The sequence below is a fragment of the Micromonospora sp. NPDC005553 genome (assembly GCF_042871765.1).
In the GTDB taxonomy this organism is placed as follows: Bacteria; Actinomycetota; Actinomycetes; order Mycobacteriales; family Micromonosporaceae; genus Micromonospora.
In genome coordinates this window covers 1,135,709-1,156,481 of the sequence record NZ_JBIAJD010000001.1, presented here as the reverse complement: position 1 = coordinate 1,156,481, position 20,773 = coordinate 1,135,709, and the positions used below count along the sequence as shown (strand labels likewise).

12 protein-coding genes are annotated in these 20,773 nt (G+C 70.3%); 9 read left to right on the top strand and 3 right to left on the bottom strand.

Translation table 11 applies throughout. The annotated features are described in order from the left end of the window. Window positions 1–168 precede the first annotated feature (168 nt). From ACFYPG_RS05245 to ACFYPG_RS05235, 3 genes are all read left to right on the top strand, one after another. Complete coding sequence (locus ACFYPG_RS05245; protein ID WP_355006460.1) at window positions 169–687, top strand: SigE family RNA polymerase sigma factor; 519 nt, start codon at window positions 169–171, stop codon at window positions 685–687. Then, the gene (locus tag ACFYPG_RS05240; protein WP_355006459.1) at window positions 687–1,184 is read left to right on the top strand and encodes a hypothetical protein; all 498 of its coding nucleotides are present in this window, start codon (window positions 687–689) and stop codon (window positions 1,182–1,184) included. Before ACFYPG_RS05245 ends, ACFYPG_RS05240 begins: the two co-directional genes overlap by 1 nt. Before the next feature lie 164 nt (window positions 1,185–1,348). Beyond that, window positions 1,349–2,584 (top strand): PP2C family protein-serine/threonine phosphatase, encoded by a 1,236-nt coding sequence (locus tag ACFYPG_RS05235; protein ID WP_355006458.1) that lies wholly within the window; start codon window positions 1,349–1,351, stop codon window positions 2,582–2,584. 1 nt (window position 2,585) lies between these two features. Here the strand turns inward: ACFYPG_RS05235 and ACFYPG_RS05230 are convergent, their stop codons facing one another. After that, window positions 2,586–2,951 (bottom strand): STAS domain-containing protein, encoded by a 366-nt coding sequence (locus ACFYPG_RS05230; protein ID WP_355006457.1) that lies wholly within the window; start codon window positions 2,949–2,951, stop codon window positions 2,586–2,588. 188 nt (window positions 2,952–3,139) lie between these two features. Here ACFYPG_RS05230 and ACFYPG_RS05225 point away from each other — a divergent pair, with 188 nt between their 5' ends. After that, window positions 3,140–3,562: an ATP-binding protein gene (locus ACFYPG_RS05225; protein ID WP_387350421.1), complete on the top strand. Its 423-nt coding sequence runs from the start codon at window positions 3,140–3,142 to the stop codon at window positions 3,560–3,562. Window positions 3,563–3,643: 81 nt separating this feature from the next. Here ACFYPG_RS05225 and ACFYPG_RS05220 read toward each other — a convergent pair whose 3' ends face one another. Beyond that, window positions 3,644–5,143, bottom strand: coding sequence for a protein kinase (locus tag ACFYPG_RS05220; RefSeq protein ID WP_387350419.1), 1,500 nt, complete (start codon window positions 5,141–5,143; stop codon window positions 3,644–3,646). A 463-nt stretch (window positions 5,144–5,606) separates the two neighbouring features. Here ACFYPG_RS05220 and ACFYPG_RS05215 point away from each other — a divergent pair, with 463 nt between their 5' ends. After that, window positions 5,607–6,104, top strand: a complete 498-nt coding sequence (locus tag ACFYPG_RS05215) for an LURP-one-related family protein (RefSeq protein WP_355006455.1) — start codon at window positions 5,607–5,609, stop codon at window positions 6,102–6,104. A gap of 142 nt (window positions 6,105–6,246) precedes the next feature. Here ACFYPG_RS05215 and ACFYPG_RS05210 read toward each other — a convergent pair whose 3' ends face one another. Continuing rightward, window positions 6,247–8,523, bottom strand: coding sequence for a glycoside hydrolase family 44 protein (locus ACFYPG_RS05210; protein WP_387350417.1), 2,277 nt, complete (start codon window positions 8,521–8,523; stop codon window positions 6,247–6,249). Between the two features lie 213 nt (window positions 8,524–8,736). Here ACFYPG_RS05210 and ACFYPG_RS05205 point away from each other — a divergent pair, with 213 nt between their 5' ends. From ACFYPG_RS05205 to ACFYPG_RS05190, 4 genes are all read left to right on the top strand, one after another. Beyond that, window positions 8,737–9,510, top strand: coding sequence for a hypothetical protein (locus ACFYPG_RS05205; RefSeq protein WP_387350415.1), 774 nt, complete (start codon window positions 8,737–8,739; stop codon window positions 9,508–9,510). Window positions 9,511–9,743: 233 nt separating this feature from the next. Beyond that, on the top strand, window positions 9,744–10,973 hold the full coding sequence (locus ACFYPG_RS05200; RefSeq protein ID WP_387350413.1) for a cytochrome P450: 1,230 nt from the start codon (window positions 9,744–9,746) through the stop codon (window positions 10,971–10,973). Then, entirely contained in the window at window positions 10,970–11,197 is a 228-nt protein-coding gene (locus ACFYPG_RS05195; RefSeq protein WP_387350411.1) for a ferredoxin, read from the top strand. The genes ACFYPG_RS05200 and ACFYPG_RS05195 overlap by 4 nt, the downstream gene beginning before the upstream one ends. 178 nt (window positions 11,198–11,375) lie before the next feature. Next, the gene (locus tag ACFYPG_RS05190; protein WP_387350409.1) at window positions 11,376–20,768 is read left to right on the top strand and encodes a neuraminidase-like domain-containing protein; all 9,393 of its coding nucleotides are present in this window, start codon (window positions 11,376–11,378) and stop codon (window positions 20,766–20,768) included. Window positions 20,769–20,773 lie beyond the last annotated feature (5 nt).

Genomic DNA, 20,773 nt, shown 5'->3' with positions numbered 1-20,773 from the left:
CAGCCCCCGCCCCCCCCCCGCGCGGGCGCGGGCGCCCCCCGCGTCCGGGGGCGCCGGGGCCCTTGGGCGGGGCCCCCCCCCCCGGTAAGGTGTGCGCCACAGTCAATCGGCCGCATCGACGCCGCTGCTGCCTGAAGGACGTCGGGTACGTGGGGGGACGAGCTCGGCATGGCGCAATCCGTGGACGATCTTTTCTGTGAGTTCGTGCGGACCCGCTCGCCGGCGTTGCTGCGAACGGCGTTCCTGCTGACCGGCGACCGGCACCTCGCCGAGGACCTGGTGCAGGACGCGCTGGCCCGCACGCACCGGGGCCGGCGCCGGCTCAATGATCCCGGGCACTTCGAGGCGTACACCCGCACCGCCATGTACCACCAGCATGTGAGCTGGTGGCGGCGCCGCAAGGTAGCCGAGTCCCTGCCCGGCGAACTGGCCGATGTGGTTCAGCCCGGCAGCGACCATGCTCGCCGCACTGATCTCAAGCTTGCCCTGCACCAGGCTCTCGCTCAACTCACCCAGCGGCAACGCGCCGTGCTGGTGGCGCGGTTCTTCGAGGACCGCAGCGAGGCCGAGACCGCGGATCTGCTGCAATGCTCAGTCGGCACGATCAAGAGTCAGACCAGCAAGGCTCTGGCCCGCATGCGGGAGATAGCGCCCGAGCTGCTTTCGGCAGTGATGGAGGAGGCCTGATGACCAACAACCTCGGGCCCCTGCGTCAGGCCATGTCGGATCTGAGCGAGCACGGCGGCACCGCCGACATGTACGAGCGCACCCTGCGCAAGTCGCGGCAGTCACAACGGCGGACAGCGCTCACCACCGGCGCAGCGGCGGCGACGCTGGTGTTCGCCATCGGCGGCACGGTCGCCTTCGCCACCCGTGACAGACCCGACCCTCCGACGCCACCCGGATCCACCAGCACCAGTGATGGACCCCAAAATCCCACCTGTCCGACGACGCAGACCCTCGGGACCCTGGTCGAGCTGCCGGCGGGCTGGACTTTCGCTTCCAGGGCAGTGGACTGCGTCGAGACGTGGGCGGCGGCCGACGTGCAGCGTCCGGACGCTGGCGCCGTCATCTACCTGTTCCATTACACGGCCGCCACGGGCTGGCGATTCCACGACCAGGGCACCGGTTGGGACTGCAAGGACCTGAACCTGACCGAGCCGGCGTCGTTCTGCACGTCCTGACCGCCTGCCCGGGAAGTCCCCGGGCTGAGGATCCGCGGCCCCGGCCACCTGCACGCCTGAGTGTGGTCCGCTGGGTTGGCAGCGCGGCGGTGACGGTCCTTGTGCTCGGCGATGGCCGGCGGGTCTCGTAGGCTCTGTCAGTGCAGACCAGTCGAGGACGGATCATGACGCAGATGTTGGACGCGGCGGAGAACGCCTCGCCGGTCGATGCAGTCGAGGCGGTCACCCGGGAGCTCGGTGCGGCGCTGGGTGCGCGCAGCGTGTCATTCCTGATCGCGGACCTCAGCGGTCGGGCGCTGGTCCGGTTGGCCCATGTGCCGCTCGGCGGTGCCGGTGACGGCCGCCGGGACGGTGACGAGGTTGCCACGGTGATGCCGTTCGACAACGGCCCCGCCGAGCAGGCGCTACGCAGCCAGACAGCGGGGGTTTTCGCGCAGCCTGACGGATGGATGGTGTTGGCGCCGGTGACCGACCGTGGTGAGGCGATCGGTCTGCTCGAGATGATCCTGCCTGACGAGCCCGCCCCGGCGATGCTGCAGGAGATCGCCCGCACGGCGCACGTGCTGGCGTTCGTGGTGATCGCCAACCGGCGGTACACCGATCTGTTCGAGTGGGGGCAACGCACGACCCCGTTCACCCTGTCCGGCGAGATCCAGCGCCGCCTGCTGCCCGCCTCGTTCACCTGTGAGAGTAGTGCGTTCACCCTGTCCGGCTGGCTGGAGCCCGCCGCCAGCGTCGGCGGGGACACCTTCGATTACAGCCTTGCCCGCGACGTGCTGCACTTCAGCGTCACCGACGCGATGGGCCACGGGGTGGCCAGCGCGCTGACCGCCACCCTGGGCGTGGGCAGCCTGCGCAACAGCCGTCGCCGCGGCACGGCTGCTCTGGTGGCACAGGCTGACACCGCGGATGCCGAGGTGGCCGAACACGCCGCCGTGCCGGGCAGTTACATCACCGCGATCCTCGGCCGCCTCGACCTGCGTACCGGCGTGTGCGCGCTGCTCAACGCCGGGCACGTGCCGCCGCTGCTGGTGCGCGACGGGGACGTCCGGTCGCTGCCGCTACCGGCCAACTTTCCCCTGGGTATGTTCGCCGGGGCCGGTTACCGCGATGGCGAGATCACGCTGCGACCCGGCGACCGTCTGGTACTGCTCACCGATGGCATGCGGGAGCGTAACGCCGCCAAACTGGATCTACCGAACATGCTGCGGTCGATTGCTCACCTGCACCCGCGTGAGGCTGCCCGGGCCCTGGCCGACGCCGCGCTCGAGGTCAGCGGACCGACCCTCGCCGACGATGCCACGCTGTTCATCCTGGACTGGCACGGCGGGCACAGCGAGGAGCGGCGGACTAGCGCCGGCGCCGACCAGGCGCGCGCCAGCGCCGCGCTGCCTGACTGAGCTACCGGCCCGTCGCGTCATCGGCGGACGGCACGCTCGCCTCGGCGGCCTGCACGCTGTCATACACGTCGATGACCCGATCCACCGATGTGACCGTCAGCACGTTACGCACGGCGGGCTGCGCCGCGGCGACGGACAACCGTCCGTCAGCGACACGCATCGCCTTGAACATCACCACCAGCGCACCCAGTGCGCTGGAATCCATGAAGCCCACCCCGGCCAGATCCACCACCACCTGCGGTTCACCGGCGTCAACCAACCGTTGCAGACCCTCGCGCAACTGCGGAGACGTCGCCATGTCCAGCTCGCCGCGCACCTCAAGCACGGTGCAACCCCGGCCCGGCCGGGCCGACAACAGCAAGTCCACGACACACTCCCCACGCCGATGATCCCCGCATACTCTATTCTGCCGGCGGGCGAAGCGCCGCCGGCAGGTGTACGTCGAGCGGACATCTTGACCGTTTCAGCTCAGCAACCCCGGGTAAGGCTGACAACAGCCGGTGCGTCCCGCTTCAGCCCGGCGCGGTTGCGTACGGGTCGAGGAGGAACTTCGCGATGCGCGTGACCATGACGCTGTCGCTGCCGCGGCAGCCGACCTCGGTGACCCGAGCCCGCCACACACTCGTCACCTTGCTGAGCCTCACCGAGGCCACCGAGGAGTCTCGTGGCCATCTCGCCGTGCTGATCACCGAGGCATGCGCCAACGCGGTGATGCACGCCGATCTCGACAGCACCGTCGACATCAGCATCGATATCGATGATCACACGTGCCTGCTCGAGGTCGGCAACCGCGGCAGTAGTCCCAACGGCGCTGGGCGGCTCGACGTCGACCTGCCCGACCCGCTCACCGTCGGCGGCCGTGGGCTGCCCTTGATCGCCGCACTTGCCGACGCGGCGGCCTTCGTCGCCGGGCCACCGGATCAGGTGCTGCTCCGCATCACCAAATACCTCGCCGACCCGCTGCCTCAGTCGACCTGATGACCGGAAATGCCCGCCCGGCGCCGACGTGCGTCACCAGTCGGTCGGTGCAATACCACCACTACGGAGCGTGTCGTCAGCTCACTGACGGCTCTCCTTGATCTTCGGCAACAGCGTGCCGTGGTCACACCGCGCCTTGATCTCGCTCCTGTTGCCCGCGGACAACAGCACCACCTGGATCTCCTTGGCCGGCCCGGGGTGGTAATCCTTGAGGCGGTAGCCGGGGGCAGGAGCGACGTCCACAACGCGAGCCTGATCGCCGGCGCAGAGCACTGTCACCACACCACCGAGTGCCCGCAGGGCCGTGCCTGGCTTCGGGGAGGTCGGCGCCGGCGCGGCACTGGACGGGACCGTCGACCGTTCGGCACTGGGTGACGTCGTAGGGCCAGGGCCGGCCGATGAACCGTCTCTGGCGCTCGCTTCCACAGGCCCAGCCGGTGCGGCCACCGTGCGGCTTGGTCGAGAGACCGGTGCGGGCTCCGCGGACGTCTGCCGGGCAGCAGGTGTCTCGGTGGCAGACACCTCGAGGGCAGCGTCGGGCCGAGCGGCACCCTCACGTGTGGCGATGCCGCCCGATCCGCCGTCGCCAGGTACGAACTGAGGGAGCACTAGCGAAACGGTCGCTGCCGTCGCCATGAGAACGGGGATCAACACGGCATTCGGGATGCGGCGACGCCGATCGGGAGCGGGGTCGGCGGTGGGCGGGGCCGACACGGGCGGGACGGATGCCGACTGCGCCGCCTGTTTCACCCGGCGCTCGGCGTCATCGGCGAGGCCGTGCAGGGCCGCGGCTACCTCTGCGGCGTCCGGTCGATCCGCGGGCTCCCTGGCGAGGCAACGGTCGAGGAGGCGGTGAACCTCCGGTGACACGCCCTCGATGTCCGGCAGCGGTGCTGGATCGACGTACACGTGAGCCGTCAACATCTGCGTGGGGGTCTCCGCCGACCAGGGCAGCTCGTTGGTCAGCGTTCGGTACAGCAACAGCCCGAGCGCGTAGACATCGGAAGCGGGCAGGACAGTGCCACCGGCGAGCCGTTCCGGCGCGAGGTAGGCCGCAGTGCCCAACAGTTGCCCGTCCGCCTCCAGCTCCGGCCGGCCCACTGTGGTGGCGATACCGAAATCGACCACCTTCACACCAGCCGGTGTCAGCATCACGTTGGACGGCTTGATGTCCCGGTGCACCAGCTTGCGCTCGTGCGCGGCGGCGAGCGCCTCGGCGACCTGCGCACACGTCCGCATCGCGACGGCCGGCGGCAGCGGACCGGCGGCAAGGCGCTCGGACAGTGTCTCGCCGGGCAGCAGTTCCATCACCACGTACGAGACCTGGCGGCCGGCGGCATCGGTGTGCTCGCCATAGTCGTACACACTCGTCACGTGCGGGTGCCAGAGCCCCGCTGCGGCCCTGGCCTCTGCCCGGACGCGTTGCCGCGCGCCTCGGGCGGCGGCCTGCGCGCCGGCCAGGACCTTGACTGCCACCCCACGTTCGAGGACGCGGTCCCACGCCCGCCAGACGACCGACATGCCGCCAGCGCCGAGACGGCTCTCGACCTGATACCTGCCGTCCAACAGATCACCGACCATCACTGGGACAGCTTGCCAGAGTGGACCCTAGGCGGCAGGGCGACCGCATTCCACGCTGGTCAGAGGCCGTCACGGGCAAGGTCCCGTCGCTTGGGGCCACGGGCTACCCGATCAACCGGGCGCGCTCCGGTGGCCAGCGGGCTGACCCGAGGCCTCAGGAACCGGCCGGCTCCCAGAGCAGGATCTGGCGGTGGTGGCTGAGACGTGGAGCCAGGCGGCGCCGACGACGTGCCCGTCGATCTCGGCGACGAACGGCAGATGTGTGTCCCTGTGGGAGGCCACCCAGTCGGTGTACGCACTGAGTCTGCCCTCGTCGATGCCGCGTAGTTCCGCGAGCGCCGCCACGTCTGCCGCGCTGGCCCTCCGCACGATCACCCGGGGAAGTCCAGGGCGAGCCGATTGCTGGCGGTGCCCCCAGTCGGCCCGGCCGGCACTTCGGTGTGCGGTGGGGGACAATCGACTCATGTTTGTCATCAAGGAGCGGTTCTTCTCGATCGGCGACGACTTCGACGTGCTCGACGAGCACGGCACCAAGGTCTTCCACGTCGACGGCAAGGTGCTCAGCGTCCGCGACAAGGTCGTCATCGAGGACGCCACCGGCCGTGAGGTCGCCACGCTGCACCGGCACCTGGTGGCGCTGCGTCCCACGTACGAGATCCGCATCGGCGGCGAGAAGGCCGCTGAGGTTCGCAAGAAGCTGCTCACGCCGTTCCGCGACAAGTTCACCATCGACGTGCCGGGGCCCGATGACCTGGAGATGAAGGGTGACCTGCTCGACCACGAGTACGTGATCGAACGCGACGGCACCGAGGTGGCCTCGGTCTCCAAGCGGTGGCTGACGATCCGGGACACCTACGCCGTGCAGGTCACCGCCGGCGTGGACCCGCTGCTCATCATCGGTAGCGTCCTCGCGCTCGACCTGGCCATGAACCGTGACAAGAAGAAGGCCGACGAGGACTGACCCTCTGGGCGGCAACCGCGGTGCGCGGGGTCGGGCCACGGGTCTGGCCCGGGCGGCCGCTCGAGGGCGGAGGGGTCGGAGTGCTGCTGCACCCCGACCCCTCCGGCCTGCTCCGTCGGCGCGGGGATAGGAATCTCTCAGCTCACCCGCAGCGTTGACCGTTGAGGTTGAAGGCGGTCGGCGCCGGATTGGTGCCGCTCCAGGTGCCGTTGAAGCCGATGCTGGTGGACGCGCCGGGGGCGAGCCTGCCGTTCCAACTCATGCTGTCCGCGGTGACGCTCGTTCCGCTCTGTTTCCAGGTGGCCGACCAGCCCTGGCTGACCTTCTGGCCGGTGGTGGGGAAGTCGAAGGCGAGTTTCCAGCCGTCGACAGCGGTGGTGCCGGTGTTCTTGATAGTCAGTGTCGCGGTGAAGCCGCCCGGCCAACTGTTCGCCGTGTAGGCGACCGTGCAGCCGCCGGTCGGGGCGGTGGGCGCGGTCCGCACTGTCAGGCCGGGCGAGGCCGCCGAGACGTTGCCCGCCGCGTCGCGGGCGGTCACCACGAAGGTGTACGGGGTGTCCGGCGTCAACCCGGTGACGGTGTACGCGGTGCCGGTGGCGCTGCCCACCTTCACGGTGCCGGCGGTGTCGACCCGGTGCACGTCGTAGCCGGTGACGGCGGTGTTGTCGGTGGACGGCGTCCAGGTCAGCGCGACGCTGTCACCGGTGATCGTGCCGGCGGTCGGCTTGCCCGGGACGGTCGGGGCCTGGGTGTCGCCGGGCGTGGTGCCGCGCGGCAGCACCAGGTGGGTGATGGAGTTGGCCGGGAAGGTGGTCGTGAGGCCGCCAGCGGTCACCGGAAGGTCTGCCTCCCGGACGACGCCGCTGAGATCCGCCCCGCTGTAGCGGTAGACCTGAGCGGTGCTGGCGGAGGCCCCGGTGAGGGCGACCGGGCTGGTCAGGTCGTCGCCGGTCTTGTTGACGACGACCACCGTGAGGGCCTTGTCGGCGCTGCGCTCGGCGGCGTACACCGCCAACCTGCCCTGGTCGGCGCTGGTCGCCTGGACGGAGGTCTCGCCGAACGCGCCGCCCTTGCCGTCGTAGTTGCGGTAGACGCGGAACGCGTTGGCCACCGGTTGGTCGGCCGTGGGCGCGGTCCAGAGGGTGGCCAGGTCGAGCCCTTCGCGGCCGAAGATGCCGAGTACGTCAGCCTGGGCGAGGGCGCCGTTGAGCGACCCGAAGCCACCCCAGTTGTACTCGGTCATCGCGACCTTCGTGCCTGGGTAGTGCTGGTCGACCAACTCGCGCAGGCGCGGGATGAACCGGACCGGACTGTTGATCCAGCTTTCGTCCACGTAGGTCGGGTCCCAGAGTTGGCGGGTCGAGCGCAGCCGCAGCGCCTGGGTGTTGGCGTCGCCGGCCGCGTCACCGAGCACGCCGGACTGCTGCGGGTAGAGGTGGACGTCGAAGTAGTCGAGGATGCGGGTGCCGTGCTGCTGCTCGTACTCGCGCATCCGGTCCAGATACCACGGGCCGAGGTCCTGGCCGCCGTGCGCGGCCTTGTCCGGTGGGTTCGACCAGCATCCGGTGCGTGAGCAGGTGTCCTGGTCGAGGCCCGAGAAGATGATCGAGTTGAGGCCCCAGCCGACCGGACCGAGCGTCTTCGCGCCGGGGTCGGCAGCCTTGATCGCGGCGGCGTACTCGTAGGTGCGGTCGCGTAGCTCGTCGTATCCCATGCCGGTCGGGCGGACGTCGCGGTGGGTGGATTGCCACAGGTCCGGCTCGTTGTCCAGGTTGTAGAACTGGACCCCGCCGTCGGTGGCGGCGCCGAACTGCCCCTTGAGGTGGTTGACGAAGTCGGTGACGTACTCCGGGCCGACGGCGACGCTGGTGTCCTTCGGATCGTTGCCGGTGACCAGCGTTCCGTCCGGCTTCTTGCCGTTGCCACAGTCCGGTGCCCAGGTGTCGGTGGACTCCTGCGGGCCGTACTTGGCGACGCTGAAGCCACAGGCCCGCGACCGGTCCTTGGCGATCCAGCCGAGCATCGGCACCGTCATGACCGTGGCGGCGCCGGTGGCCTTGTTCTGCTGCACGAACCGATCGCTCTCCGAGCCCTTCGGGAGGTCGCCGGGGCTCGGGTTGTCGTTGGGGATGTTCTCGAAGTACCAGTCCGACGCGCGGTTGGTGGTGTCGGCACGGAAGTTGTAACGGGTGGTGGCGTTGCCACCGTAGCGGTGCACCGGCAACCGCAGGTCGCTGGCGAGGGCCTGGTCGGCGAAGTTCATGCCGTAGATGTACGGGCTGATCTGGTGCCGGGCGGCAGTGGTGTCCACGGCCAGCGCCGGGCCGGCCGCGGCCAGGGCGGGCTCCGGCAGGGCCAGACCGCCGAGGGCCGTGGCGAGCACGACCGGAAGTAGAGCTGTGGTGGGACGCACGAGCATTCCTTTCGCATAGGAGCTCGCCGATGGGAGCGCTTCCACAGCGTTACGCCTTCGCGGCTTCGAGTCAACGCCCAACTCAGGGGCAGTTGGCGAGCGCCAGGTCGGCTTCACTTATACTGACGTTCATCAATGTGTACCTCAGTGTCGCATGACCGGAACGTTCCTGCTGGCCCGGCCCCTGTGGTGGGAGGCCAGCCGTCCTGGAGGATGACAATGCGCAGATTTCTCGCTGTGTTCAGCGCCGCCCTGATCCTCGGCGCCGCAGTCGGCAGCGTCCCGGCCGGGGCATCGGGGGCCTCCCGGCCCTCGTGCCCCCGTGGCCTGCTCTTCTGTGAGGACTTCGAGCGGCTGCCTCCCGGGGGGCCCAGCACGTTGAACTGGGGCATCGACACCCGCCACGGCACGCTCACCGTCGAACGTGCCCGTCGTGGCAACCAGGCGCTGCACATCCAGACCGTCGACAACGGACGTGCGTTCCTGCGCGTCGACGATTTCGTCGCGCCGGGCAACCGCTTCTACGGCCGGATGCGTCTGCGCGTCGACGCCTTCCCCACGGCCCCGGACTGGGCGCACTTCACGCTGGTGGAAGCAACCGGCACCGGCAGCGCGGAGGTCGTCCGTCCGATCGGCGGGCAGTACGCGCCCACGGTCCCCGGAACCTTCTGGGGGATCGGCGCCGACGGCGGTCCGACCGGCGACTGGACCAACTGGCGGGAGTCCGCCCCGGTCGCTGAGGACACCTGGCAGTGCTTCGAGTGGAAGATCGACTCGGCGGACAACCGCGTCGAGGTGTGGATCGATGGCGTGGCGAACCCGGAGTTGACAGCCTCCACGACCGACCACGGTGGCAACGACGTTCCCTTTGTCCTGCCGACGGTCGACACGGTGAAGATCGGCTGGCAGCTCTACCAGGGCGGCACGACACCGGGCGAGTTTGACCTCTGGATCGACGACATCGCCCTCTCGAGCAAGCGGCTCGGCTGCTGATCTGAGGCCGGTGACTCGGAGGCTCTCTGCCGGGGTGCGGCCTTGCTGCCGCACCCCGGCGACGCGGACCGGCCTCCATGGCGATCATCGACATCTCCCGCTACGATCCGACATCGATAGATTACTGAGCGTTGATGTGTTCAATCCGCAAGCCCTGGACGCTGGCAATCCGGCGCCGCTACGAACGTGGTGCCGACCTGAGGATCCACGCCGTCTCGACGAAGGGAATCCGGATGACGGAGAGCGCGCAGACCACTGAGAGCCGAAGCCTCCCGCCCGCGCGGCCGTACCCGTTCAGTGTGCCCGACCGCCTGGTAGTCGATCCGACCTATGGCGAGCTGCGCGAGAACGAACCGATGACCCGGGTGAAGCTTCCCTACGGCGAGGAGGCGTGGCTCGCCACCCGGTACGAGGACGTCCGTACGGTCCTCGGCGACGTGCGGTTCGGTCGCGCCCCGGCCGTCCAGCGCGACGAGCCCCGGCTCACCCCGCGCCAGCAGTACAGCGGCATGCTGACCATGGACCCGCCCGATCACACTCGGCTGCGCCGGCTGGTGGCGAAGGCGTTCACGGCACGTCGGGTGGAGGCGCTGCGACCCCGAACCCAGGAGATCGCCGACGCGCTGGTCGACACCATGGTCCAGCTCGGTCCTCCGGCCGACCTGGTGGAGCACGTCGCCACGCCGCTGCCGATCCAGGTGATCTGCGAGCTGCTCGGAGTCCCGTACGCCGACCGCGACCGCTTCCACATCTGGTCCGAGGCGATCGTCTCGACCACCTCCCTGCCCGCGGAGACGATTCAGGAGTACCTGAACAACCTCTGGGGCTACATCGGTGGTCTGGTCGCCGAGCGCCGCCGCGAGCCCGGGATCGACGACCTGCTCGGCGCGTTGGTGCGGGCTCGCGACGAGAATCAGGATCGGCTCAGCGAGACCGAGCTGGTGGAGCTGGCCGCGGGGCTGCTCGCGGCCGGCCACGAGACCACAGTCACCCAGATCCCCAACTTCGTCTACGTCCTGCTGCACAATCCGGACCAACTCGCTCGGCTGCGGGCCGACCCGTCGCTGGTGCCGGCGGCGGTCGAGGAACTGCTGCGGTACGTGCCGCTCGGCGTCGGCTCCTCATTCGCCCGGTACGCCAAGGAGGACGTCGAGGTCGGCGGGGTGCTGGTCCGGGCAGGTGAGCCGGTTCTCGGCTCACTGTCGTCGGCGAATCGGGACGGCACCGTCTTCGCCGACCCGGACCGGCTGGATCTCGCGCGCGAGCAGAACCCGCACCTGGGCTTTGGCCACGGCGTACACCACTGCGTCGGCGCGCAGCTGGCCCGCATGGAGTTGCAGGTCGCCGTCGCCACCGTCGTGACTCGCCTGCCCGGGTTGCGGCTCGCCGTACCGGAAGCAGATCTGCGGTGGAAGCGGGGCATGTTGGTGCGGGGCCTGCTCGGCATGCCGGTGGCCTGGTGAGCACCGCCTGGCGTATCGGGGTGGACTCGGGCCGCTGCATCGGCACGAGCATCTGCGCCGGCACCGCGCCCGAGCATTTCCGCCTGGTCGACGGCCGGTCCACGCCGCTGGCCGACGTCGTCGCTGCGGCCGACGTCATCCTCGACGCCGCCGACTCGTGCCCGGTGGAGGCGATCACGGTCCACGACGTCACCGACGACCGGCTGATCGCGCCGCAGGAGTGACCCGAGATCGAGCCCGGCCGTACCGGTAGCGCCCGCTGTCGTTCAGCCAGAAGGGAAGGCGGATCTCGGACAGTGCGATGCTGGTGGGCTCCTCTGATCCGCAGGATGCCAGGTAGCCCCCGGCCGACACCGGCGTCAGCAGCCGCCGTCGCCGGCTGCCGGACGATCGGAGATGCTGATGACCACCCCGATGGGCTCGCGCCGGCACCGCCCCAGCGACGACGTCCGGCGCCTGCACACCGCGCTGCTGCGGATGCCCGTCGACATCGCCACCGACGAACTGGTCGACGCCCGGTACGGGCCGTCCACCCGTCGCGGGGTGGCCGAGTTCCAACGGGCGCACAAGCTGCCGGTGACCGGCACGGTGGACGGGGCGACCCGGGACGCGGTGCAGATGATGCTGGCCGAGCCGCCGTCCCGGTTCGTGGTGGTGGGTCGGGTTCGTTGGGCCGACGGGCAGCCGGCGAACGCTCTGACGGTCGGCGCGTTCGACCGGGACCTGCGGCACGCCGAGCAACTCGGCGAGGCGACCACCGGAGACGACGGGCTGTATCGCGTCGACTATTCGCGCGACCAGTTCACCCGCTCGGAGAAGCAGTCCGCTGACCTGTTCGTCCGGGTGTCCGCTGGTGATCGGCTCCTGTCCGACCCGCCGCTGAGCGCGGTGCTGTTCAACGCTCCCGAGCTGGCCGCGCTCACTGTGGATCTGTCCGGTGGCGGGGACCGGGAACGCAGTGAGTACGAGCGGATCCTCGCCACGATTGTCCCGCTGCTCGGCCAGGTCCCGCTGTACGAGCTGAGGCAGGACGACGAGGTCGAGGACGTGACGTTCCTGGCCGCCGAGACCGGACTGCCCGCGACGGCGCTGGCGCACTTCGGTGTGGCGCAGAAACTGGCCGCGTCCTACAAGCTACCGGCGGTGTTCGGTTACGCGCTGTTCGCCGAGCGGACGCTGTTGACCACGAGCCGCACCGGTGCAGCGCTCGCCCGGTTCGACGTCGATCTGACCACCGAGCTGCGGCCGCTGTACTACGACATCGCCCTGCTCGACGAGCACACCGTCCGGAACGCCGTCGCCGACGCCGTGCGCCATCGGTACGTTTCCGAGGACCTGCTCGGCGAGCTGGACCGGATCCTCGACATGCTGGCCCGGGTACGGCCGGAGGCCAAGGAGTACGTCGAGCAGGAACGGCCGAAGGTGTTGTACGGGCGGGTGGAACGGTTCCTCGCCGACGGCGCGCACGAGCGGGTCCAGAGTCTCCTCGCCGCCGACGCCGCCGGTGACCTGCCCGTGCTGATCGCCCGGCTGGCCGACGCGGCGGCGTTTCCCGACCGGTCGGCCGCCGAGGCGGCCGGCGCGGCGAGCGTGCTGGCCGACGTGCTGGGCTACGACGAGACGATCGTCGACCGGGTCCGCGACCGCGAGGGGATCGAGGGGGCGGCCGACGTACGCCGGCTGGCCCGGCTGGCCCCGGCGGACTGGCGGCGGGTGTTGCGGGACAGCACCACGGATGTCCGGGTCGCCGGTCAGCCGGTCCGGCCGGAGCTGATCGACCTGCACGCCGGCGCGCTGGCCCGCAAGCTGGAGAGGCGCTATCCCACCACGGCCTTCACCGCGCAGCTCGAACGCGACGCGGGCGTCGTGGCCGACACCACAGCCAAGGCCGCATCCGGCACCGAAGGCGAACGCCCCGACGGCAGTCCAGATCGGCCCGGCCCCGGTCAACGGGCCGACCCCGACGAGCAGCCCGGCAACGAGGAGCGGGCCAGCGCCGCCGAGCGCGCCTTCGGTGGGCACCGGGACGCGGTGCTCGAACTGCTCACCGCGAATCCGGACTTCGACCTCGCGACCGGCAACGTGGAGCGGCTGCTGCGGGACCACCCCGAGCGGCTGCGGACCGGGCGGCCGGCGCTCAAGGCCGCGCAGCGGATCTTCAAGCTGGCGCCGACCTATCGGCAGACGACGGCGTTGCTGGCGGCCGACGTGCCGTCGGCGGCTCGGATCCACGCCCTCGGCGAGACGCGTTTCGTGGCCACCGCCGTGGCCACCGGCCGGTTCACCGACGAGCAGGCCCGGTCGGTGTATCGCCGGGCCGTGGACGTGCACGTGGCGAGCGGGTTGCTGGCCGGTGAGCTTCAAAGCGCGGCGCGGGCGCTGCCGGTCCGGGCACTGGGCGGCTCGGCGGCCCCGGACCTCACCCCTGTCAGCGCAGACTTTCCCAACCTGAGCAGCCTGTTCCAGCTCGCCGACTCCAGCTACTGCGAGCCGTGTCGCAGCGTGCACAGTGCCGCCGCGTACCTGGTGGACGTCCTTCAGTTCCTCGGCAACCGGCTGGTCACCGACGCCGACACCCCGGGTCCGGCCACCACGGTCGCCCGGGATGTCCTGTACGGTCGCCGGCCGGACCTGGGTGACCTGGATCTGAGCTGCGAGAACACCGACCTTCCGCTGCCCTACCTGGACCTGGTGTGCGAGCTGCTGGAGGAGGCGGTGGCGCCGGACGCGGGCCTGGCGTTCGGGGGCCCGCTCAGCGGCGGCGTCGATCCGGTGGAGGCGCCGTCGGCCGGGCTGCTGAGCCTGTTGCAGGGCCAGGGATGGCCGTTCACCGACCGTTCCCTCGTTTACGAGCCCGACCTGGCTGGGGCCCGAGTGGTACGGGACATCGGCGTGGTGGCCAAGGCGACGCCGGACGGGGCCGGCGGGTGGTTCGTACGCCGATTGCGCCAGACCACCGGCACCGCGCTGGAGTTGGCGGCCGCGCCGCAGTACGTGAATGCCGCCGCCTACACCCTGCTGGCGGGCAGCCGGTACGCGTTCGCCCTACCGTTCGACCTGGCTCACGAGGAGACCCGCAGCTACTTCGCCCAGTTCGACATGGCTCGGGCCGACCTGATGCGGGCGCTGCGCCGGTCGGCGGGCTCGAGCGACGAGGCCATCGCGGCCGAGGAACTGGGGATCAGCGACGCACAGCGGCAGTTGGTGGTCACCGCCGACCCGGCCGCTCAGGACGACATCTGGAACACCGCGCCGCTCGGCGCTCTGGGCGGCATCGCCCGGGTGGACAACTTCCTCGCTCGGGCGCGCCTGGACTATCGGGAGTTGACCGAGCTGCTGGCGCTGGCCTGGGTCAATCCCAGTAACGCCATGTTCGTCAAGCACCTGGACACCGGGTCCGACCTCAGCGCAAAGCGGATCCAGCAGCTCACCGACGCGCGCCTGGACCGGATCCACCGGTTCCTGCGTCTGCTGCGTGCGCCGGCCTGCACCGGTTGGACGCCGCCGTTGCTGGACCGGGCGATCCGGGCCGACGCGCTGGGCGGCGGCGCCCTGGACGACGGTCTTCTGGTCGCGGTGGCGGCGCTGCACCGGCTCACGGCGCGGCTCGGGCTGCCGTTGCCCGAGGTCGTCGACCTGTTCGCGCCGCTGGACGAGTCCCGGTACGCCGAGGTGTTCCGCAACACGGCGAACGGCCCGGTCCTCGAGGCGTTCGAGCCGGCCAACGTCCTCGCCAACGAGCAGGCGGAGCTGACCACACCCGGCTCGGGTGCTCCGCTGTCGACGCACGAGGCGTACCTGGCGACCTGCCTGGGGGCCACCACGGCGGACACCGCCCTGCTGGTGGCCGACCTTCCGGCACCGGCGATCGTCAGCAACGTCGGTCTGCACGCGGTATACGCCGGGACGCTGCTGGCCCGGGCGCTCGGCCTCACCGCCACCGAGTACCTGATCATGAAGGATCTGATCGGGTCGGATCCGCTCACCGCGCCGGCCACCGCGCTGGCCTTCGTCGAGCGGTTCGACGCCGCCCGGGCCGGCACCGGCATCCGCCCGGCTGACCTGCGCTACCTGCTCCGACACGAAGCCGACGACCTGGCCGCGCGGGACCTGCCGGACGAGACGCTGACCGCGGTGCTCACCGGGTTGCAGACCGGCTACCAGAGCGGGTACGCGGCGACCCGACCCGCTGTCGACCCGACGGCGCCCCCCGAGGAGAACCTGCCGGGCATGCGTGCCCTGCTGGCCACCGTGCCCGGGATGACCGAGGCGGACCTGGCCGGCTTCGCCTCGATCGTGGACGGTGGTTGGACCGATGCGGTGACCACCCCGGCGCAGTTCGTCGACGCGAAGCTCGCCGCCCTGGTGGACACCACACCGATCACCGCAGCGATCGTGGCCAGCCCCACCGAGGCCCAGCAGACCACGCTGCTGTTGGCCATCACCACGGCCCTGTCCAGCTACGCGTACACCCGTACCAAGCAGGAGCTGGCGGTGGCGGCGGTGGCCGACACCTTCGGGTTCTCGGCGGACGCCGCCGCGACCGTGCTGGCCGGCGCGGAGCTGACCCGGCCGCTGCTCGCAGTGCTCACCGACGACGCGCTGGTGGACCTGGTGAACGAGCCAGCGGCGCCGCCGACGGTCACCCCGGCCGGGTTCGACGAGCAGTACCGGGCACTGCGCCTGCTGCACGTCCTGAGCCGACTCGTCGACCACCTGACGGTGCCCGACGCGGATCTCGGCTGGCTGCTGACGAACGCCGGGTCGCTCGGCTGGCTGGACCCGGACCGGGCGCCCTACCAGACCGGCCGGCCGCCGGCCCCGTTGGCCGAGTGGATCAGGTTGGCCGCCGGGGTCGAGCTGGCCCGCACCTACCCACCGGTGGCGAACCCGCTGGACGCGGCGACGCCGTGGACGGTGTACGGGTTGTTCGACCTGGTCCTGGCGACCGGCACGACCGCCACGCAGGTCCACACCCAGCTGGCGCAGCTCGGTGGCTGGGACGCCACAGTGCTGGCCGACCTGGACACCCACCTCGAACTGTCGGCGATGGACCTCACCGCGTACCGGTCGCCGGCGACGATCCAGCGACTGGCCCGGGCGCTCACCCTGCTGCGCCGGCTGGGCCTACCGGTGGCGGCGGCGGTGCCGCTGGTCCAGCCGGTCACCACGGCGGCCGGGGCGGCCACCATGCGGCAGGCACTGAAGGCGCGCTACGCCGAGGCCGAGTGGTTCGGGGTGCTCCAAGGGGTGCAGGACCGGCTGCGGGTGGCCAAACGGGACGCGCTGGTCGCGTACCTGTTGGCCGAGAACCCGGGGCTGCGCGACACCAATGACCTGTACGACCACTTCCTCATCGATGTCGAGATGGGCGCCTGCATGGCGACGTCGCGCATCGTGCAGGCGCACGCCACAGTTCAGTTGTTCGTGCAGCGCTGCCTGCTGGGCCTGGAGCCGGACAGCGTCGCGGCGGTCACCGAGGATCCGGGTTGGGACCAGTGGAACTGGATGGCCAACTACCGGGTGTGGGAGGCCAACCGGAAGATCTTCCTGTATCCGGAGAACTGGATCCTGCCGGAGTTGCGCGACGACAAGTCGGAGCTGTTCACCGAGCTGGACGACCAGTTGCAGCAGGACGAGCTGACCGACCTGGCGGTGGAGAACGCCACCATCGCGTACCTGGAGAAGCTGGATGACCTGGCGCACCTGGACGTGATGGCCTGCTACTACCAGCACGACCGGCATCTCATGCACGTGTTCGCCCGCACCCGGGGCGGCGACCCGACGGTGTACTATCACCGGCAGTTCGAGCGGGAGCGGTACTGGACGCCGTGGCGGCGGGTGCCGCTGGACATCGCGGGCGACCACCTGCTCGCCTTCGACCGCAACAGCCGGCTCACAGTGGCCTGGCCGGTCTTCACGCAGGAGACGGACACGTCGCAGACCTCCCAGATTCCGGACCCGGACGGCATCCCGCCGGGCGGCACGGAGACGGAGCGGCCGCGCCGGCGGTGGCGAATCCAGCTGGCCATCGGCGAGCGGACGCAGGACCGCTGGCAGCCGAAGAAGATCTCCAAGGACGCGCTGTACTACCCGGCCAGCGGCTACCGGGAGGACCTCCCCGAGGCGGACGAGTTCACCTGCTTCGCGTACGCGGCCGGAGCGGCCGGCCAGGCGATCAGCGTGCTCACCGGCACCGAGTTCGTCGGCTCGTTCGCGTTGACCGGCTGCCGAGGCTATCCGGAGCCGGTGCCGGGCGGCGGTTCCGGCAACCTGCTGCTGTCGCCGGTGTTCAAGGACACCGAGCTGCTGGCCGAACGGTTCACCGAACTGGTCTTTCGGGAGCAGAACGACCTGGCGATCAGCACTCCGCTGATGGGCGCGTTCCAGACGCTGGTGGCGCAGACGCCCGGCCGGTTCCGGGTGACGTACCCCATGCAGATGTCGTTGCTCGACTGGATCATCATGCTGCTGGGGATGGCGCAGAGCGTCCGAGGCTTTCACGACCGCCGGCCGGTGCTGCCACTGGGCACCCTGATGCCGTACTTCTACGGCGACTACGACCGTGGTTACGTGATCATCCCGGGCTTCTACGACCGGCGTGCCGAGGACCCGGCCGACCGGATCGAGAAGACGTACAGCGACGTGGACGAGTTCGCCCGCGACGTGTTGGCGCTGCTCACCGAGTACCTGCGCCGATACGCCGAGGACCCGGCGCACGACCTGGCGGCCGCCGTGCAGGCAATGACCGAGGACGCGGAGTACCACCGGCTGGTCGCCGAGTTCGAGGTCTACGGCACCCTGTCGTACGGGGTGCGGTTCGCGAACTTCTACCACCCGCTGCTGTGTGTCCTGCGGGCCACCGTCTACCGGTCGGGCGTGCCGGCGTTGCTGAGTCGGACCACCCAGCTCACCAACACGGGGTTCGACTTCGCCGCCGCCTACCAGCCGGCGCCGGTGGTCGTGTCGCCGTACCCGGTGGAGGACCTGGACTTCGCCGCGGACGGCGCGTACGCGGGCTACAACTGGGAGCTGTTCTACCACCTTCCGTTCGACATCGCGCTGCGGCTCAACCGGGACCAGCGGTTCGCCGAGGCGCGCAACTGGTTCCACCACATCTTCAACCCGGTCGGCACCGCCGACGGCGCCGCCGCCCCGCAGAAGTACTGGGTCACGAAGCCGTTCTTCCAGACCGGAGTGCCCGAGCTGCTCAACCAGCGCATCGGCGACATTCTCACGGCGATCGCGGCCGACCCGTCGGGGGCCAGCATCACCGACCTGAAGTTCGCTGTTGAGCAGTGGCGGGCGAAGCCGTTCAACCCGCACGTGGTGGCCCGCAGCCGGCCGGTCGCCTACCAGCTCGCCGTGGTGGTCAGCTACATCAAGAACCTGGTCGACTGGGGTGACCAGTTGTTCCGGCAGTTCACCCGGGAATCCGTCACCCAGGCCACCCAGCTCTACATCCTGGCCGACAAACTGCTCGGGCCGAAGCCGAGCGTGGTGCCGCCGCTGGTCAGCCCGGCGCCGGCCACCGTCAACCAGCTCCAGGCCACTGTGGACCTGTTCGGCAACGCGCTGCTGGACCTGGAGAACCTGATCCCCGACCTGGACCTGCTGCCGCACGGCGGGGCGGAACTGCCCAGCCCGCTGAGCTACTCGGCGCTGTACTTCTGCGTCCCGCCCAACGAGGAGATGCTGCGGCTGTGGGACCTGATCGCCGATCGACTTTTCAAGATCCGCAACTGCCAGAACATCGACGGGGTGGAGAGCATGCTCGCCCTGTTCTCACCGCCGATCGACCCGGGGGCACTGGTCCGGGCCGCCGCCGCCGGCATGTCCGTCTCGTCGTTCCTGGCCGGGCTCGGCGCACCACTGCCGAACTACCGGTTCCGGGTGCTGGCCCAGAAGGCCACCGAACTCGTCGGGTACGTCGGTGAGCTGGGCGGCGGGCTGCTCGCGGCCATGGAGAAGCGGGACGCCGAGCAACTCGCCCGGCTGCGCGCCGGCCAGGAGATCGCCCTGCTCGACGCGGTACGGGCGGTCAAGCTCGCCACCATCGCGGAGGCCGAGGGCAACGTCGCGGCGCTGGAACTGAGTCGCAAGGTGGTGGAGGAGCGGCAACGCTACTACGCCGGCCGGCCGTACATGAACGCCTGGGAGATCACCGCCACCACGTTGTCCGGGGCGTCGCTGCTCGGCGAGACCGCGATCATGGTGGGCTACATCCTGTCCGGCGGGCTGAAGCTGTTTCCCAACTTCACCGCCGGCGGCGCCGGCTTCGGTGGCTCACCCACTGTGACCCTCACCCTCGGCGGGGACAAGGCCGGTGCCGCCGCGGACTCGGCGGTGATGACCCTGGAGGCGATTGCCCGGGCCCTGGACAAGGCCGCCGGGATGGCCGCCAACCAGGGCGGCTACCGCCGCCGGATGGACGACTGGGAACACCAGGCGGCGCTGGCCGGTCTCGAACTGACCCAGCTCGACCAGCAGCTCCTCACCGGGCGGCTGCACGTGGCCATGCTCACCGACGAGCTGGCGGCGCACGACCGGGAAGCCGACAACGCCCGGGCCACCGAGGAGTACCTGCGCGGCAAGTACACAAACACCGAGCTGTACCAGTGGATGGTGAGCCGGGCCAGCTCGGTCTACTTCGGGGCGTACCAGCTCGCCTTCGACGTGGCGAAGAAGGCCGAGCGGTGCTTCGCCCACGAGTTGGGCAGCGAGGCCACGTTCCTCCAACCCGGCTACTGGGACAGCCTGCGCAAGGGGCTGACCGTGGCGGACGCGCTGCGCCACGACCTGAAGCGGATGGAGGTGGCCTACCTCGACCGGCACAGCCGTGAGCGCGAGCTGACCCGGCACGTCTCGCTGGCACAGCTCGACCCGGCGGCGTTGATCGAGCTGCGGGCCACCGGCAGTTGCGTGGTCAACGTGCCGGAGGCGCTGTTCGACCTGGACCACCCCGGGCACTACTTCCGCCGGCTCCGCACTGTAAGTCTGTCCATCCCGTGCGTGGCCGGCCCGTACACCCCGGTCACCGCGAAGCTCTCCCTGATCGGCAACCGGTACCGGACCGCCACCGCGGCCCGGCAGGCCGCCACCAGCGCCAAGGACAAGTACACCGAGGTTCCCGGCGACGAGCGGTTCGCGTACAACGTGGGCGGGATCGAGTCGATCGCGACCAGCAGCGGCCTCAGCGACAGCGGCATGTTCGAGCTGAACTTCGCCGACGACCGCTACCTGCCGTTCGAGGGCAAGGGCGCGATCGGCACCTGGCGGCTGGAACTGCCGACGGCAGTTCGCCAGTTCGACTACGACAGCATCAGCGACATCATCCTGCACCTGCGGTACACGGCCCGCGACGGCGGCTCGACGCTGCGCGGCCTGGTCGAGGACTCCCTGCGGGAGGTGCTCAACGAGATGCTTGTCGACGCCGGACGGACGGGGCTGTACCAGGCATACAGCCTGCGCCATCACTTCCCGGACGAGTGGTGGCAGCTCACCCAGCAGCAGAGCACCGAGCTGACCATCGGGCCGGAGCACCTGCCGTACCTCGCCCGAGACCACCAGCCGGTGGTGGACCAGCTGACCTGGTACGCCCGGGTGGACGGTGACCCCGGGACGTACGACCTCACGGTGGCCGGTGACCCGGTGACGTTGAACCGGGACGCCGACCTGCACCAGTGCGTGGGTCAGTCCGATCCGCTGGTTCTCGGCACCCCGGTCACGCTGGCGGCCGACCCGGACGGCCTGACCGACCTGGTCGTCCTGCTGCACTACCGGCTCGACGGCTGAGGGGG